Origin of the sequence: Pseudooceanicola aestuarii, from assembly GCF_010614805.1 — a bacterium.
GTDB classification, from domain to species: domain Bacteria; phylum Pseudomonadota; class Alphaproteobacteria; order Rhodobacterales; family Rhodobacteraceae; genus Pseudooceanicola; species Pseudooceanicola aestuarii.
In genome coordinates this window covers 124,981-139,088 of sequence record NZ_JAAFZC010000002.1, presented here as the reverse complement: position 1 = coordinate 139,088, position 14,108 = coordinate 124,981, and the positions used below count along the sequence as shown (strand labels likewise).

Below are 14,108 nucleotides of genomic sequence, written 5' to 3'. Positions count from 1 at the left end.
AAGGTCCACCGGTTGAAGCTTCCGCTTCTCACCCCCGCCAAGGCTAAACCGGAAAGGAAAAGACATGGCTCTTCCCGAGTTCTCCATGCGCCAGCTGCTGGAAGCAGGCGTTCACTTCGGCCACCAGACGCAACGCTGGAACCCCCGCATGGGCGAGTTCATCTACGGCGCGCGCAACGGCATCCACATCCTGGACCTGACGCAGACCGTCCCGATGCTGGACCAGGCGCTGCAAGTCATCCGTGACACCGTCGCCCGTGGCGGCCGCGTCCTGTTCGTCGGCACCAAGCGCCAGGCCTCGCTGCCCGTCGCCGAGGCGGCCGAGAAATGCGCGCAATACTACATGAACCACCGGTGGCTGGGCGGCACGCTCACCAACTGGAAGACCGTGTCCCAGTCCATCAACCGCCTGAAGGCGATCGACGAGCAGATGGAACACGGCGCCGAGGGCCTCACCAAGAAAGAGCGCCTGGGCATGGAACGTGAGCAGGCCAAGCTGCAAGCTTCGCTGGGCGGTATCCGCGAAATGGGCGGCGTGCCGGACCTGCTGTTCGTCATCGACGTCAAGAAAGAGGCCCTGGCCATCGCCGAGGCGAAGAAGCTGGGCATCCCCGTCGTCGCGATCGTGGATACCAACTGCTCCCCCGACGGGATCGACTACATCATCCCCGGCAACGATGACGCGGCCCGCGCCATCTCTCTCTATACCGACCTGGCCTCCCGCGCGGCCATCGACGGCATGACCGCCCAGCTGGGCGCCGCCGGCGTCGACATGGGCGCCATGGAAGAGGCCCCCGCCGAAGAGGTCGTGGCCGAAGAGACCCCGGCCGAGGCATAAGCCCGCCGTTACACAGCTGTCACCGGCTGCGGGCATACCCGCGGCCGGACCATTCCAGACGAAGGAGACGCCCCATGGCGATCACAGCCGCACAGGTGAAAGAACTGCGCGAGATGACCGGCGCAGGCATGATGGATGCAAAGAAGGCGCTGACCGAAACCGATGGCGACATCGAAGCCGCGGTTGACTGGCTGCGCACCAAGGGTCTGGCCAAGGCCGCGAAGAAATCCGGCCGTGTCGCCGCCGAGGGCCTGGTGGCCGTCGCCGTCGACGGTGGTCAGGGTGTCGCCGTCGAAGTGAACTCCGAAACCGATTTCGTCGCCAAGAACGCCGATTTCCAGCAGATGGTGCAATCCTTCGCCACGGCCGCCCTGGCCGTTGACGATGTCGACGCGCTGAAAAACGCCGAGATCGACGGCAAATCGGTGGATGCGACGCTGACCGACAAGATCGCATTGATCGGCGAGAACATGACCCTGCGCCGGATGGCCAAGATCTCCGGCGATCAGGTTGTGTCCTACGTGCACAACGCCGCGGCTCCCGGCATGGGCAAGATCGGCGTGCTGGTGGCGTTGAAAGGTCAGAACGAAGAATTCGGCCGCCAGGTCGCGATGCACATCGCCGCAGCCAACCCCGCCTCCCTGGGCGAAGCCGATCTGGACCCGGCGCTGGTGGAGCGTGAGCGCACCGTGCTGACCGAACAGGCCCGCGAATCCGGCAAGCCCGAGAACATCATCGAGAACATGATCAAGGGCCGGATGAAGAAGTACCTGTCCGAAGTCACACTTCTGGGCCAGGCCTTTGTCATCAACCCCGACCTGACGGTCGAGGCCGCCGCCACCGAAGCGGGCGTCGAAGTCTTGGGCTTTGTGCGGCTGGAAGTCGGCGAAGGCATCGAGAAGCAGACCGAAGATTTCGCCGCCGAAGTGGCCAAGGCCGCCCAGGGCTAAGCCCCGGCGTCATCGCGCGAACGATCCCAAGGGGCCGGTGCAGATCCGGCCCCTTTCTCATGTCTGGTTCACCGATCCGGGGCAACGGGGCAGGGCGCCCGCCCATTGGGCGCGCCCATGGCACCCGTCTGCGGCGGCATTTCTCCGGCGCTTGCCCAGAATTCCGGCCGGTTTCACAGGACAGAAGACGAATCCTCTCCCCCAGCCCATCGAGACAGGATAATCCTCTCCCAACGCAGAGGATTTCAGTCACTTCACCTTCGCCATCCGGGGCAATCTTGACCGGGATGAAAGGAGAATCCGATGGACCATATTTCCGACACGCTGCACGCGATCATCGACGACGGGAAGCTGGCGCGCTCGTTCTCCTACGTGGGAGGCAAGTGGACGGCGGCGACGGGTGGCGGCAGCATCGCCGTGACCAACCCCGCCGACGGCAGCCGCATCGGCGAGATTGCCAGCCTGACCGCCGAGGACAGCCGCGCCGCCGTGGATGCCGCGCAGGCCGCCTTCGACGGCTGGGCCGGGATGCTGCCGCAGGAACGCGCGGCCATCCTGCGCCGCTGGATGGAACTTCAGATCGCGCATCGCGAGGATCTGGCGCGGATCATGGTGATCGAACAGGGCAAACCGATCTCAGAGGCGCGCGGCGAAATCGACTACGGTGCCGGTTTCGTCGAATTCTACGCCGAGGAGGCCAAGCGCCCGGATGTGGAGGGCGTCACCAGCCATCTGCCCGATGCGGAGGTGGAGCTGTGGCTGGAGCCTGTGGGCGTGGCCGCGCTGATCACGCCGTGGAACTTCCCCTCCGCCATGCTGACGCGCAAGGCCGCCGCCGCGCTGGCGGCTGGCTGTACCGTGGTGGCCCATCCCTCGGCGGAAACGCCGTTTTCCGCCCTGGCGCTGGCCGAGCTTGCGGAACGTGCGGGCTTCCCGCCCGGTGTGTTCAACGTGGTGACGGGCGATGCGCCCACCGTGGTGAAACCCTGGACCGAAGACTCCCGCGTGCGGGCGCTGTCCTTCACCGGTTCGACCCAGGTGGGGCGGCTGCTGTATGCGCAATCCAGCGCCACGGTAAAGAAACTGGTGCTGGAGCTGGGCGGCCATGCGCCGGTGATCGTCTTTGATAACGCCGATCCCGCCCTGGCGGTAGCGGAGGCGATCAAGGCCAAGTTCGCGACCTCGGGCCAGGATTGCCTGGGCGCCAACCGGATCTTCGTGCAGCGCGCGCTGTATGACGCATTCTGCACCGAATTCACCCGTGCCGCGCAGGCGCTGACCTTGGGCCGGGGCATGGATGATCCCGACCTTGGCCCGCTGATGAACGCCGCCGCCGTGGCCAAGCAGCAGGACCACGTCAAAGACGCGCAATCGCGGGGCGCGCGGCTATTGTGCGGCGGCACGGTCCGGCATGACCTGGGTCCGCTGTTCTACCCGCCCACCGTATTGTGCGACGTCCCCGCCGACGCCCGGATCATGACCGAGGAGACATTCGGCCCCGTCGCGGCGATCGTGCCCTTCGACACCGAGGACGAGGTGATCGCGCGGGCCAATGACACCGAATACGGTCTGATCGCCTATGTCCATTCCACCGATCCGCGCCAGATCTACCGCTGCACCCGCGCGCTGCAATTCGGCATGGTGGGGGTGAACCGGACCAAGGTGACCGGCGCGCCGATCCCGTTCGGCGGGATGAAACAATCCGGGTTGGGGCGTGAAGGCTCCAGCGCGGGGATGCGCGACTTCATGGAACTGAAATACGTCTGCCGCGACTGGGCCAAGCTGGGCTGAGCGCGAAGAAGGAAAGGAAAGACGATGCTGGAGAACGATCATCTGGAAAGCTGGGACCGGGAGAACTTCTTTCACCCCTCCACCCACCTGGCCGAATTCGCCCGTGGCAACGCCCCGCAACGGGTGATGAAGACGGGCAAGGGCGTGCGCATCACGGATCGCGACGGCAACGAACTGCTGGATGCCTTTGCCGGTCTCTACTGTGTGAACGTGGGCTATGGCCGTCAGGAAATCGCCGAGGCGATCGCCGATCAGGCGCGGGAACTGGCCTATTACCACGCCTATGTCGGCCATGGCACCGAGGCCTCGATCACCCTGTCCAAGATGATCCTGGATCGTGCACCCGAAGGCATGTCCAAGGTCTATTTCGGGCTGGGCGGATCCGATGCCAACACCACCAACGTCAAGCTGGTCTGGTATTACAACAACGTCCTGGGCCGCCCCGAGAAGAAGAAGATCATTTCCCGCTGGCGCGGCTACCATGGCTCGGGGCTGGTGAACGGCTCCCTGACCGGGTTGAAGCTGTTTCACGACAAGTTCGACCTGCCGTTCGACCGCTTCCTGCATACCGATGCGCCCTATTACTTCCGCCGGGAGAAGCTGGACCAGACAGAGGCCGAATTCGTCGCCGAATGTGCCGCCAACCTGGAGGCGATGATCGCGGAAGAGGGCGCCGATACCATCGCCGCCTTCATCGGGGAACCCGCGCTTGGCACCGGGGGGCTGGTGCCGCCGCCCGCCGGCTATTGGGAGGCGATCCAGAAGGTGCTGGACAAGCATGACATCCTGCTGATCGCCGATGAGGTCGTCACCGGCTTTGGCCGGCTGGGGTCCATGTTCGGGTCCGATCACTACGGAATGCGCCCCGACATCATCACCATCGCCAAGGGGCTGACCTCGGCCTATGCGCCGCTGTCGGGCTCCATCGTGTCGGACAAGGTCTGGAAGGTGCTGGAAGAGGGCACCGACAAGTTCGGCGCCTTCGGCCATGGCTGGACCTATTCCGCCCACCCGCTGGGTGCGGCGGCGGGCGTCGCCAACCTGAAGCTGCTGGACGATCTGAACCTGATCGAGAATGCGGGCAGCGTGGGCGCCTATTTCAAATCCGCGCTGCGCGATGCCCTGGGCGATCATGCGCATGTGGGCGACATCCGGGGCGAGGGGCTGCTTTGCGCCGTCGAATTCGTCGAGGACAAGGCCGATCGCGCGTTCTTCGATCCGGCCAAGGGAACGGCGGCGCAGGTCAACAACGCGCTGTTGCGGCGGGGCGTGATCAGCCGGGCGATGCCGCAGGGCGACATCCTGGGCTTTGCCCCGCCGTTCTGCCTGACGGAGGCGGATGCCGACGAAATCGCGACCAAGCTGCGCGAGGCCGTCACCGAGGTGCTGGGTTAACAAGCGTCGCCCCGGGGATCATCCCCCGGGGCGATGTCGTTTCACGAGGGAGGAAGAGAAGATGAAGATCGGTGTCCCGAAAGAGATCAAGAACCACGAATACCGCGTCGGGCTGACCCCCGAAAGCGTGCAGGAGCTGTCGGGGCGGGGCCATGAGTTGGCCGTACAGACCGGCGCGGGCGCAGGGATCGGCGCGACCGATGACGCCTACCTGGCCGCGGGCGCGCAGATCCTGCCCGATGCGGGCGCGGTCTTCGGCTGGGCCGACATGATCGTCAAGGTCAAGGAACCGCAAGCGGCCGAACGCGCCATGCTGCGGCCCGGGCAGATCCTCTACACCTATCTTCACCTGGCGCCGGACCCGGATCAGACGCGCGATCTGGTCGCCTCGGGGGCGGTCTGCATCGCCTATGAGACGGTGACCGATGCGGCAGGTGGTCTGCCGCTGTTGAAACCGATGAGCCAGGTGGCGGGCCGCATGTCGGTTCAGGCAGGCGCCGCCGCGTTGGAGAAGTCGCGCGGCGGGCGCGGTGTGTTGCTGGGCGGCGTGCCTGGCGTGGCGCCCGGACGTGTGGTGGTGATCGGCGGCGGCGTGGTCGGGTTCAACGCCGCGCAGATGGCCGTGGGCCTTCAAGCCGATGTCACCATCCTGGATCGCAACCCCGCCCAGTTGGAGCGGCTGGCCACCCATTTCGGTGCCTCTGCGCGGGTACTTCATTCCACCCAGGCCCTGATGGAGGATCTGCTGCCCCGCGCCGACCTGGTGATCGGCGCCGTGCTTATCCCCGGCGCCGCCGCGCCCAAGCTGGTGACGCGCAAGATGCTGGCCACGATGCAGCCGGGTTCGGTCGTGGTGGACGTCGCCATCGATCAGGGCGGGTGTTTCGAAACCTCCCGCGCGACCACCCATCAGGATCCGATCTACGTGGAGGAGGAGGTGGTGCATTACTGCGTCGCCAACATGCCCGGCGGCGTGGCCCGGACCGCGACCTATGCCCTGAACAACGCCACGCTGGACCACGCCATCGCGATTGCCGGCAAGGGCTGGCAACAGGCGTTGAAGGACAACGCCCACCTGCGCGCGGGTCTGAACGTCGCGGATGGCAAGATCACCTGCGCCCCGGTGGCCGAGGCACTGGGCTACGATTACCACGCGGCGGAGGCTCTTCTGGGCTGACACCTCGGGCGTCCGCCGTTCCCGACAGGAGGCGGCGGCGGGCGCCTGGCGTCAGTTCGCGCCGCGCAACAGGTCGAACGGAGGGGCACCGGCGCTCTTGACCGCCTTGGTCACGATATAGCTGAAATAACGCGCCAGCCCGATCCTGTCGTCCAGCATCTGATCCATCAGGCGCTGATAGGCGTCGATGTCGCGGGTGGTGACCTGCAACAGGAAATCATGGCCGCCGCCGATGGCCCAGCAGGCGGTGACCTCGGGCGTCTTGCGCATCGCGTCCTCGAAGGTACGAAAGCTGTCGGCCGTGTGGCTGTGCAGCTCTGCCGCGACGAAGACGACGACATGCGGGCCCAGCACCTTCAGGTCGAACCGGGCATGATAGCTGCGGATCAGCCCGGCCTTTTCCAGCCGTTGCAGGCGGTTCCAGCAGGGCGTGGCGGACAGGCCGACACGGTCGGCCAGGGCCGATTTGGTGATCCGCCCATCCTCGGCCAGCGCCACCAGGATGGCGATGTCGCGATCATCCAGCGCGATCATGCGCGGATCACCGTGCCCGCATCGCCCAGAAGGCCCAGGGCGTGGCTGGCGATCGCGGTATCCTGCGCGCCGGTGCCCGTCAGGTCGCAGATCACGCAGCCGGGGGGGCGGGGCAGGGCGCGCGCGATGAGCTGCCCCAGCTCCGGCGGGGTGTCGGGCATCAGGCCGGCGGCGCGGGCGGCCTCCAGCTCTCCGCTGGTTTCGCATTGGCTGAACCGGTCGCAGACATAGAGATCGGCGGCGGCCAGCGCCTGCGGCGCGATCTCGCCCTTGCCGGGCTGGTCCGATCCCATGGCGGTGATCAGCAGATCGGGGTGCAGCCATTCGGCGCGGACCAGCGGACTGCGCGCGGGCGTTGTGGTGACGACCAACTGGGCGCGGCGCACGACGTCCTCGGCGCTGCCTGCCACGCGGGCGGTCAGGCCGGGATCTTGCGACAGGTCTGCGGCACAGGCGGCGGCGTGGTCCGGGTTGCGCCCCCAGATCAGCACGTCGTCGAAGGGACGTTCCAGCCGCGCGGCGCGGATCTGCATCCGGGCCTGCACCCCGGTGCCCAGCACGCCGGCCACCGAGACCTGCGCCGGCGCCAGATGCCGCGCGGCCACGGCACCGGCGGCGGCGGTGCGCAGATCCGTCAGATAGCCATTGTCCAGAAACACCGCCTGCACCAGACCCGTCTGGGCCGAAAGAAGGACCATCAACCCGTTCAGCGACGGCAGGCCAAGCGCGGGATTGTCGAAGAAACCGGGGCTGACCTTGATCGCGAAACCGTCGAAACCGGGGATATAGGCGGTTTTCACATCGACCTCGCCATTGGCCTGCGGCAGGTCCATCGACAGAATCGGCGGCATTACCACATCGCCACGCGCCAGCGCGGCGAAGGCGGTTTCGACGACATCGACGGCGGCGCGGTCCAGGGGCAGGGCGGCGCGCAGCTCCACCTCTGTCAGGATGCGGATGTCATGGGGCATGGTGGCGTCCTTTCACGGTATATGCGCCCAGTTGCACGTCCTGGCCCGTCACCACGCGGGTGAACATCTCCATATCCACGTTGCGCCCGGTGATCACGGTGGCCGTGGGTCCGGACAGCGTCACCTTTCCGGCCAACCCGGCGGCCAGACCCACGACACAGGCTCCCTCCGCGATCAGTGCATCGTGGTAGTACAGGGATTGCATCGCGGAATAGATTTCCTCCTCGCTCACCAGCACGACGTCGTCCAGAAGATCGCGGCACATCGCAAGGGTCAGCCGGTTCGGCGCGCCGATCCCGCCGCCCAGGCTGTCGGCCAGCGAGGCGACCTCGGTCACCGGGACGGGGCGGCCCGCATCCAGCGCGGCCTTCATCGCAGCGCCCCGGTCCATGGAAATGCCGGTGATGCGGATGCCGGGGTTGATGGCGCGGGCGGCCAGCGCGATGCCTGCGGCCAGACCGCCGCCCGACAGCGGGATCAGCAGATGCGCCAGATCGGGACGGGCCTCCATCAGTTCCAGCCCGATGGTACCCTGACCCGCGATCACGTCCGGGTGGTCGAACGGCGGGATCTCGGCCAGCCCGTCCTCAGCCGCCAGGCGCCGGCTTTCGGCTTCGGCCTCGTCCTGGGAGTTGCCGCAGATCCGCACCTCGGCCCCCAGGGCGCGGATGCCGTCCACCTTGGTCTGCGGCACCAGCGCGGACATGCAGATGACCGCCCGCAGCCCGCGCGCGCGCGCCGCATAGGCCACGCCGCGCCCGTGGTTCCCGGTAGAGCAGCAGGTGACCCCGGCGGTGCCCTCTGGCAGGCGGGACACGGCATTGAGCGCGCCGCGCAATTTGAACGCGCCGATGGGCTGGGCGATTTCAAGCTTCAGCAGCAGCTCCTGACCCAGCCGGTCGGAATGGTACGGGCTGGGCACCAGCGGCGTGTTATCGGCCACACCTGCAATGGCGCGGCGCGCGGCGAAGATATCCATGAGGCGTGGCGTCATGCGTCCTCCGGCGTTCGGGATGGGTTTCGGACGCGGCAGCCGCGCCCGAGGTCCAGCATGTCGAATTTCGGGCCGGGAACAAGGGGGCGCGTGACCCGCGGGCGCTGCAACCCGATCCACGCGGGAAAGCGCGTAGGATCAGATAGTTGCACGCCACGGGTCAAGTGGGACGACGAGACCGGAACGCAGACCGCGCGCCCGGTTGAGCGCGCGGAAACCCCCGAATTTCCAAGATATGACAGGACCCGTTCGCCCGGGCGGTTAACGAATCATTAACATAATACCGATTACACGCATCACATTTCGATCATCCCAGGGCGTAGCCCGCCCCGCGCACCGTACGCAACGGATCGTCGCCGCCGTGCTGGCACAGCGCCTTGCGCAGACGGCCGATATGCACGTCCACGGTACGCGTATCGACGTAGATATCGCGCCCCCAAACCCGGTCGAGCAGTTGTTCACGCGACCAGACGCGCCCTGGCTTTTCCATGAAGGTGGACAGCAGCCGGAATTCCGTCGGCCCCAGCTTCAGCATCTGTTCGGACCGCGTGACGCGATGCGTATCGCTGTCCAGCACGATGTCCTCGTATTCCAGACGCTCACCCACCGATGCGGGACGCGTGCGACGCAGTTGCGCCCGCACACGGGCCATCAGCTCGATCACGGAATATGGTTTGACGACGTAGTCGTCGGCGCCGGTCTCTAGCCCCCTGACCCGGTCGACTTCCTCTGACCGGGCGGAAAGCATGATGATCGGAACACCGCGCGTGTCGGACCGCATCTTCAGCTGGCGGCAGACCTCGATGCCCGAGACATTGGGCAACATCCAGTCCAGGACGATGATGTCCGGCGCCGCCTCGTTGATCAACAACAGCGCCTCTTCGCCATTCTCCGCCCGCGAGACCCGAAACCCCTCGGCTTCCAGATTATAGGCCAGAACCTCGCGCTGCGCTGGTTCGTCTTCGACTACAAGAACCGTCGGCTGATCAATCATGTCACGCCTCGCGACCTGCCGGGGCAATGGGTGCCACGTCGGGATCGATGGAGGTCAGATCCTTCTTCGGGCGCGGATCCTCGGGCGTTTCGCCGGTGACAAGGTAGATCACCTGTTCCGCGATGGAGGTCACGTGATCGCCCATCCGCTCCGTGTTCTTGGCAATGAAATGCAGGTGCATGCAGGCGGTGATGTTGCGCGGATCCTCCATCATGAAGGTCAGGAATTCGCGGAACAGCGCGTTGTACATCTGATCGACATCGCGGTCACGCTGGATGACCTCTTCGGCCAGGGCGGCGTCACGTTGGATATAGGCGTCCAGCGCGTCTTTCAGCATGTCCTGAACCTCCCGCGCCATCCGACGCAGCGCGGCGTTGGAGCCATGGATCGGGTTGAGCTGCACCAGAACCGAAGTCCGTTTGGCCATGTTCTTGGCGTAGTCCGCGATCCGTTCCAGATTGGCGGAGATCTTGATCACCGTCAGCACCAGCCGCAGGTCCACCGCCGTCGGCGCGCGCAGCGCGATCAGCTGTGCGGCGTCGATGTTGATCAGGTTTTCCAGCTCGTCGATGGCGCGATCGCTGGCGCGGACCTTCTCGGCCAGTTCCTCGTCACGGGCGTCCAGCGCTTCGGAGGCGTCGAGGATGGAGGCTTCGACCAGCCCGCCCATCTTCATGATGCGGGCCTGGATCAGTTCAAGATCGCGATCGAACGCGCTTGCGATATGTTGGTTGTCCATTGGTATCTCCCCCGGATTAACCGATGCGTCCGGTGATGTAACTTTCGGTGCGCGGATCTGTCGGGTTGGTGAATATCTGCGATGTGTCGCCATATTCCACCAGGTTGCCGAGATGGAAAAACGCGGTCTTCTGGCTGACGCGCGCCGCCTGCTGCATGGAGTGCGTCACGATCACGACCGAGAAGCTTTCGCGCAGCTCGTCGATCAGTTCCTCCACCTGGCCGGTGGCGATGGGATCGAGCGCGGAACAAGGTTCGTCCATCAGCAGGATCTCCGGCTCCGTCGCGACGGCGCGGGCGATGCACAGGCGCTGTTGCTGGCCGCCGGACAACCCGGTGCCGGGCGCGTGCAGCCGGTCCTTGACCTCGTCCCAGATGGCGCCGCGGCGCAGGCTCCTCTCGACGATCTCGTCCAGGTCGGCCTTGCCCTGGGCCAACCCGTGGATGCGCGGGCCATAGGCGATGTTGTCGTAGATCGACTTGGGGAACGGGTTCGGCTTCTGGAACACCATGCCGACCTTGGCGCGCAGTTGCACCGGGTCGACCTTGGGGTCGTAGATGTTCTCTCCGTCGATCAGGATGTCACCCTTGACGCGGCAGATGTCGATCGTGTCATTCATCCGGTTCAGCGTGCGCAGGAAGGTTGATTTCCCGCAGCCCGACGGCCCGATGAAGGCAGTGACGGTGTTGTCCTCGATCTCGACGTCGACGTCCTTGATGGCATGGGTGTCGCCATAGAAGACCTGCACGTTTCGCGCGGAGATCTTGTTCGCTTTCGTGTCCACTTTGCTCTCCGGATGCTGGGTATCGTACATGAGTTGCGGCCCTTTCTCTTACCACCGACGCTCGAAACGGCGGCGCAGGATGATGGCGATGATGTTCATGGTCATGAGGAACAGAAGCAGGATGATGATCCCGCCCCAGGCCCGTTCGTAATAGGCTGGATCGGCCCGTTTGGCCCATTCGTAGATTTGCGCCGGCATGGCCGAGTTCGGATCCATGAAGCCGCTGATCACACCATCGGGCGCGTTGGAGGCAATGTAGCCGACCATCCCGATCAGCAACAGTGGCGCGGTCTCTCCCAGGGCCTGTGCAAGGCCGATGATCGTGCCGGTCAGGATGCCGGGCATGGCCAGCGGCAGCACGTGGTGGAACACCGATTGCATCTTGGATGCGCCCAGCCCCAGAGCGGCATCGCGGATCGATGGCGGCACCGCCTGCAACGAGGCCCGGGTGGAGATGATGATCGTCGGCAGGGTCATCAGCGTCAGCACCAGCCCGCCGACCAGCGGCGCCGATTGCGGCAGGTGCACGAACTGGATGAAGACCGCCAGACCGAGGATCCCGAAAACGATCGAAGGAACGGCGGCCAGGTTGGAGATATTCACCTCGATCAGGTCGGTGATCCGGTTCTTGGGTGCGAATTCCTCAAGGTAGATGGAGGCGGCGACACCGATCGGCAGGGCCAGCAGCAGCACCACCAGCATCATGAACAGCGACCCGATCATCGACACGCCGATCCCGGCCTGTTCGGGGCGGCTTTCGGAGGCGTCGGCGCCGGTGATGAACGCCCAGTTGAAGGTGGAGCGCATGATGCCCGCCTCCTGCATCCGGTCGGCGACGTCCAGGTGTTCGGCATCCAGGTTCTTGTCGCGGGCCAGCGACTCGCGGGTCACCCTGCCCTTGAAATACCCGTCCACGCGGGAAGAGGCGAGCAGGTCGAATTCCACCGTCTGCCCGATCAGCATCGGGTTTTCCAGTACCCGGTCGCGGACCTGTGCGGCGGCAGAGGCGGACAGGATATCGCCGACATCCTTGGCCTTCTCGAAGGGGATGTCGATCCCCTGCCCGTTCAGTTGCGCGACCAGGCTGTCGATGATCACGGGCTTGTAGCCGAAGGTGGAAACCTTGGCCATTTCCTTCGGATCGCGGTTGCCGGTCTTGTCCAGCTTGGCCTCCGTCAGGGTGATCGGCACGGTCAGGTAGGTCTGGGTGAACGCCGGGGCGCCGTTGCGGACGATGGCGAACAGCAGCGTGACCAGAAAGACCAGGCCGATGCCGACAGCGATCATGCCGTAGGTCTTGAACCGGCCTTCGGCGGCGTTGCGGCGGCGCGTGTGGCTGTCGAGTTCCAGCAGCGACGTCGCCTTGCGCGCGCGCGGGGTGGCGGCACCAGGGGTGGTTGCGTCGGTCATTCGTACTGCTCCCGGTATTTGCGCACGATATAGAGCGCGAAGATGTTCAGCCCGAGGGTGATCACGAAGAGCGTCATGCCCAGGGCAAAGGCCACCAGCGCCTCGGGAGAGGCGAAATCGGCATCCCCCGTCAACTGGCTGACGATCTTGGCGGTGACGGTGGTCATGGCGTCGAACGGGTTCATCGACAATCGGGCCGCGGCCCCTGCCCCCAGCACCACGATCATGGTTTCGCCGATGGCGCGCGAGGCGGCCAGAAGGATGGCGCCGACGATACCCGGAAGGGCCGCGGGGATCACCACCTGCTTGATCGTTTCGGATTTCGTCGCGCCCAGCCCAAGGGAGCCGTCGCGCATGGATTGCGGCACCGAGTTGATGATGTCATCCGACAGGGAGGACACGAAAGGGATCAGCATGATCCCCATCACCAACCCCGCCGTCATCACCGCCGTGCCGCCCTGCATCCAGCCCAGGCCGCCCTGTTCTCCGAATGCCTTGAGCAGCATCGGACCGACGGTCAGCAGCGCGAAAAGGCCGTAGACGATGGTCGGGATGCCCGCCAGGACCTCCAGGAGCGGCTTGGCAAAGGCGCGGGTTGTGGGGCTGGCGTATTCGGACAGGTAGATCGCGGCGAACAGCCCGATCGGCACCGCCACGAGCAGCGCCAGGATGGAGATGTAGAACGTGCCCCAGAACAGCGGCAGAATCCCCAGCTCCGAGCCGCCGCCGAAGGACGGGCTCCAGGTCAGGCCAAAGAAGAACTCGTCGGCCGGATAAAGGCGGAAGAACTCGATGGTGTTGAAGACCAGCGACAGGACGATGCCGACGGTGGTCAGGATGGCGATGGAGGCGGCGGCGATCAGCAGCGCCATCACGACCTTCTCGACCGAATTGCGGGCGCGGAAGTCACGGTTGGTCCGGCTGAGCGCATAGCCCAGCCCGGCCAGCGCCAATAGCAAAACGACGACACTGCGCGCGGTGCTGCCCAGGGTGTTCAGTTCACGGTAGCGTTGCGCGGCGTTCAACGTCGCGTTGTCCACATCCGATCCGAGGGCGACACCGACCTGGGCCAGCGTGCCGCGCACGTCGGTGGAGCCGGCATCCAGCGCATCTGCCGCGCCCGCGGTCAGGGCCCCGCGTGTGACCGCCAGGTCCAGCCCGTCGGCGACCCGGCGCACGTCGGACATGATCAGGTTAAGCTGACCGCTGTTTTCATAGCTGGCCGCCGGGATCAGGTCGGCGACGCGATACTGGATGGCCGCAGGCTGCGCGATCAGCCAGACGCCCAGCAGCAGCAGCGCGGGCACCAGCACGAACAGCGCGGTGTTGAAGCCGTAATAGGACGGCAGCGAATGAAGATTACGACTGTTCCCGTCGGCAGAGCGCATCGCACGCCCGCGTCCGAGAACGTAGCCGACGACGGCGAGCGCCAGAACGATCAGGAAAATCCAAGTTGCCGACATGGGAAACGTACCCGGAGAGTTGAGAATGGAAAACCGCGCCCCAGTCCTCGTGACGGGACGCGGTGGGA

13 protein-coding genes are annotated in these 14,108 nt (G+C 65.6%); 5 read left to right on the top strand and 8 right to left on the bottom strand.

What is annotated here, in order from left to right:
• Positions 1-64: 64 nt before the first annotated feature.
• From rpsB to ald, 5 genes are all read left to right on the top strand, one after another.
• Positions 65-838: a 30S ribosomal protein S2 gene (rpsB, locus tag G5A46_RS13720; RefSeq protein ID WP_163850207.1), complete on the top strand. Its 774-nt coding sequence runs from the start codon at positions 65-67 to the stop codon at positions 836-838.
• A 74-nt stretch (positions 839-912) separates the two neighbouring features.
• On the top strand, positions 913-1,788 hold the full coding sequence (tsf, locus tag G5A46_RS13715) for a translation elongation factor Ts (RefSeq protein WP_163850205.1): 876 nt from the start codon (positions 913-915) through the stop codon (positions 1,786-1,788).
• A gap of 303 nt (positions 1,789-2,091) precedes the next feature.
• On the top strand, positions 2,092-3,579 hold the full coding sequence (locus tag G5A46_RS13710; RefSeq protein WP_163850203.1) for an NAD-dependent succinate-semialdehyde dehydrogenase: 1,488 nt from the start codon (positions 2,092-2,094) through the stop codon (positions 3,577-3,579).
• A gap of 24 nt (positions 3,580-3,603) precedes the next feature.
• A complete protein-coding gene (locus G5A46_RS13705; protein ID WP_163850201.1) occupies positions 3,604-4,974 on the top strand; it encodes an aminotransferase class III-fold pyridoxal phosphate-dependent enzyme in 1,371 nt (456 codons plus the stop codon).
• A gap of 61 nt (positions 4,975-5,035) precedes the next feature.
• On the top strand, positions 5,036-6,151 hold the full coding sequence (gene ald / locus G5A46_RS13700) for an alanine dehydrogenase (protein ID WP_163850199.1): 1,116 nt from the start codon (positions 5,036-5,038) through the stop codon (positions 6,149-6,151).
• Positions 6,152-6,202: 51 nt separating this feature from the next.
• Here the strand turns inward: ald and G5A46_RS13695 are convergent, their stop codons facing one another.
• The 8 genes from G5A46_RS13695 to pstC form a co-directional block, all read right to left on the bottom strand.
• Positions 6,203-6,685 carry an Lrp/AsnC family transcriptional regulator gene (locus G5A46_RS13695; protein WP_420821363.1) on the bottom strand — a complete coding sequence of 161 codons (483 nt, stop codon included), beginning with the start codon at positions 6,683-6,685 and terminating at the stop codon, positions 6,203-6,205.
• On the bottom strand, positions 6,682-7,656 hold the full coding sequence (locus tag G5A46_RS13690) for a cyclodeaminase (protein ID WP_163850197.1): 975 nt from the start codon (positions 7,654-7,656) through the stop codon (positions 6,682-6,684). The genes G5A46_RS13695 and G5A46_RS13690 overlap by 4 nt, the downstream gene beginning before the upstream one ends.
• Positions 7,646-8,650: a hydroxyectoine utilization dehydratase EutB gene (gene eutB / locus G5A46_RS13685; RefSeq protein WP_163850196.1), complete on the bottom strand. Its 1,005-nt coding sequence runs from the start codon at positions 8,648-8,650 to the stop codon at positions 7,646-7,648. The genes G5A46_RS13690 and eutB overlap by 11 nt, the downstream gene beginning before the upstream one ends.
• 307 nt (positions 8,651-8,957) lie before the next feature.
• Positions 8,958-9,644, bottom strand: coding sequence for a phosphate regulon transcriptional regulator PhoB (gene phoB / locus G5A46_RS13680; RefSeq protein ID WP_163850194.1), 687 nt, complete (start codon positions 9,642-9,644; stop codon positions 8,958-8,960).
• 1 nt (position 9,645) lies between these two features.
• Entirely contained in the window at positions 9,646-10,383 is a 738-nt protein-coding gene (gene phoU / locus G5A46_RS13675; protein WP_163850192.1) for a phosphate signaling complex protein PhoU, read from the bottom strand.
• Between the two features lie 16 nt (positions 10,384-10,399).
• On the bottom strand, positions 10,400-11,197 hold the full coding sequence (gene pstB / locus G5A46_RS13670; RefSeq protein WP_163850190.1) for a phosphate ABC transporter ATP-binding protein PstB: 798 nt from the start codon (positions 11,195-11,197) through the stop codon (positions 10,400-10,402).
• Positions 11,198-11,215: 18 nt separating this feature from the next.
• Positions 11,216-12,577: a phosphate ABC transporter permease PstA gene (gene pstA, locus G5A46_RS13665; protein WP_163850188.1), complete on the bottom strand. Its 1,362-nt coding sequence runs from the start codon at positions 12,575-12,577 to the stop codon at positions 11,216-11,218.
• On the bottom strand, positions 12,574-14,040 hold the full coding sequence (gene pstC / locus G5A46_RS13660) for a phosphate ABC transporter permease subunit PstC (protein WP_163850186.1): 1,467 nt from the start codon (positions 14,038-14,040) through the stop codon (positions 12,574-12,576). The genes pstA and pstC overlap by 4 nt, the downstream gene beginning before the upstream one ends.
• Positions 14,041-14,108 lie beyond the last annotated feature (68 nt).

What these genes read in the sequence shown, in the direction of transcription:
- pstB (WP_163850190.1), bottom strand. Translation starts at nt 11,197, where the DNA reads ATGTACGATACCCAGCATCCGGAGAGCAAAGTGGACACGAAAGCGAAC.
- ald (WP_163850199.1), top strand. Translation starts at nt 5,036, where the DNA reads ATGAAGATCGGTGTCCCGAAAGAGATCAAGAACCACGAATACCGCGTC.
- eutB (WP_163850196.1), bottom strand. Translation starts at nt 8,650, where the DNA reads ATGACGCCACGCCTCATGGATATCTTCGCCGCGCGCCGCGCCATTGCA.
- phoU (WP_163850192.1), bottom strand. Translation starts at nt 10,383, where the DNA reads ATGGACAACCAACATATCGCAAGCGCGTTCGATCGCGATCTTGAACTG.
- rpsB (WP_163850207.1), top strand. Translation starts at nt 65, where the DNA reads ATGGCTCTTCCCGAGTTCTCCATGCGCCAGCTGCTGGAAGCAGGCGTT.
- G5A46_RS13695 (WP_420821363.1), bottom strand. Translation starts at nt 6,685, where the DNA reads ATGATCGCGCTGGATGATCGCGACATCGCCATCCTGGTGGCGCTGGCC.
- pstA (WP_163850188.1), bottom strand. Translation starts at nt 12,577, where the DNA reads ATGACCGACGCAACCACCCCTGGTGCCGCCACCCCGCGCGCGCGCAAG.
- G5A46_RS13690 (WP_163850197.1), bottom strand. Translation starts at nt 7,656, where the DNA reads ATGCCCCATGACATCCGCATCCTGACAGAGGTGGAGCTGCGCGCCGCC.
- phoB (WP_163850194.1), bottom strand. Translation starts at nt 9,644, where the DNA reads ATGATTGATCAGCCGACGGTTCTTGTAGTCGAAGACGAACCAGCGCAG.
- G5A46_RS13710 (WP_163850203.1), top strand. Translation starts at nt 2,092, where the DNA reads ATGGACCATATTTCCGACACGCTGCACGCGATCATCGACGACGGGAAG.
- G5A46_RS13705 (WP_163850201.1), top strand. Translation starts at nt 3,604, where the DNA reads ATGCTGGAGAACGATCATCTGGAAAGCTGGGACCGGGAGAACTTCTTT.
- pstC (WP_163850186.1), bottom strand. Translation starts at nt 14,040, where the DNA reads ATGTCGGCAACTTGGATTTTCCTGATCGTTCTGGCGCTCGCCGTCGTC.
- tsf (WP_163850205.1), top strand. Translation starts at nt 913, where the DNA reads ATGGCGATCACAGCCGCACAGGTGAAAGAACTGCGCGAGATGACCGGC.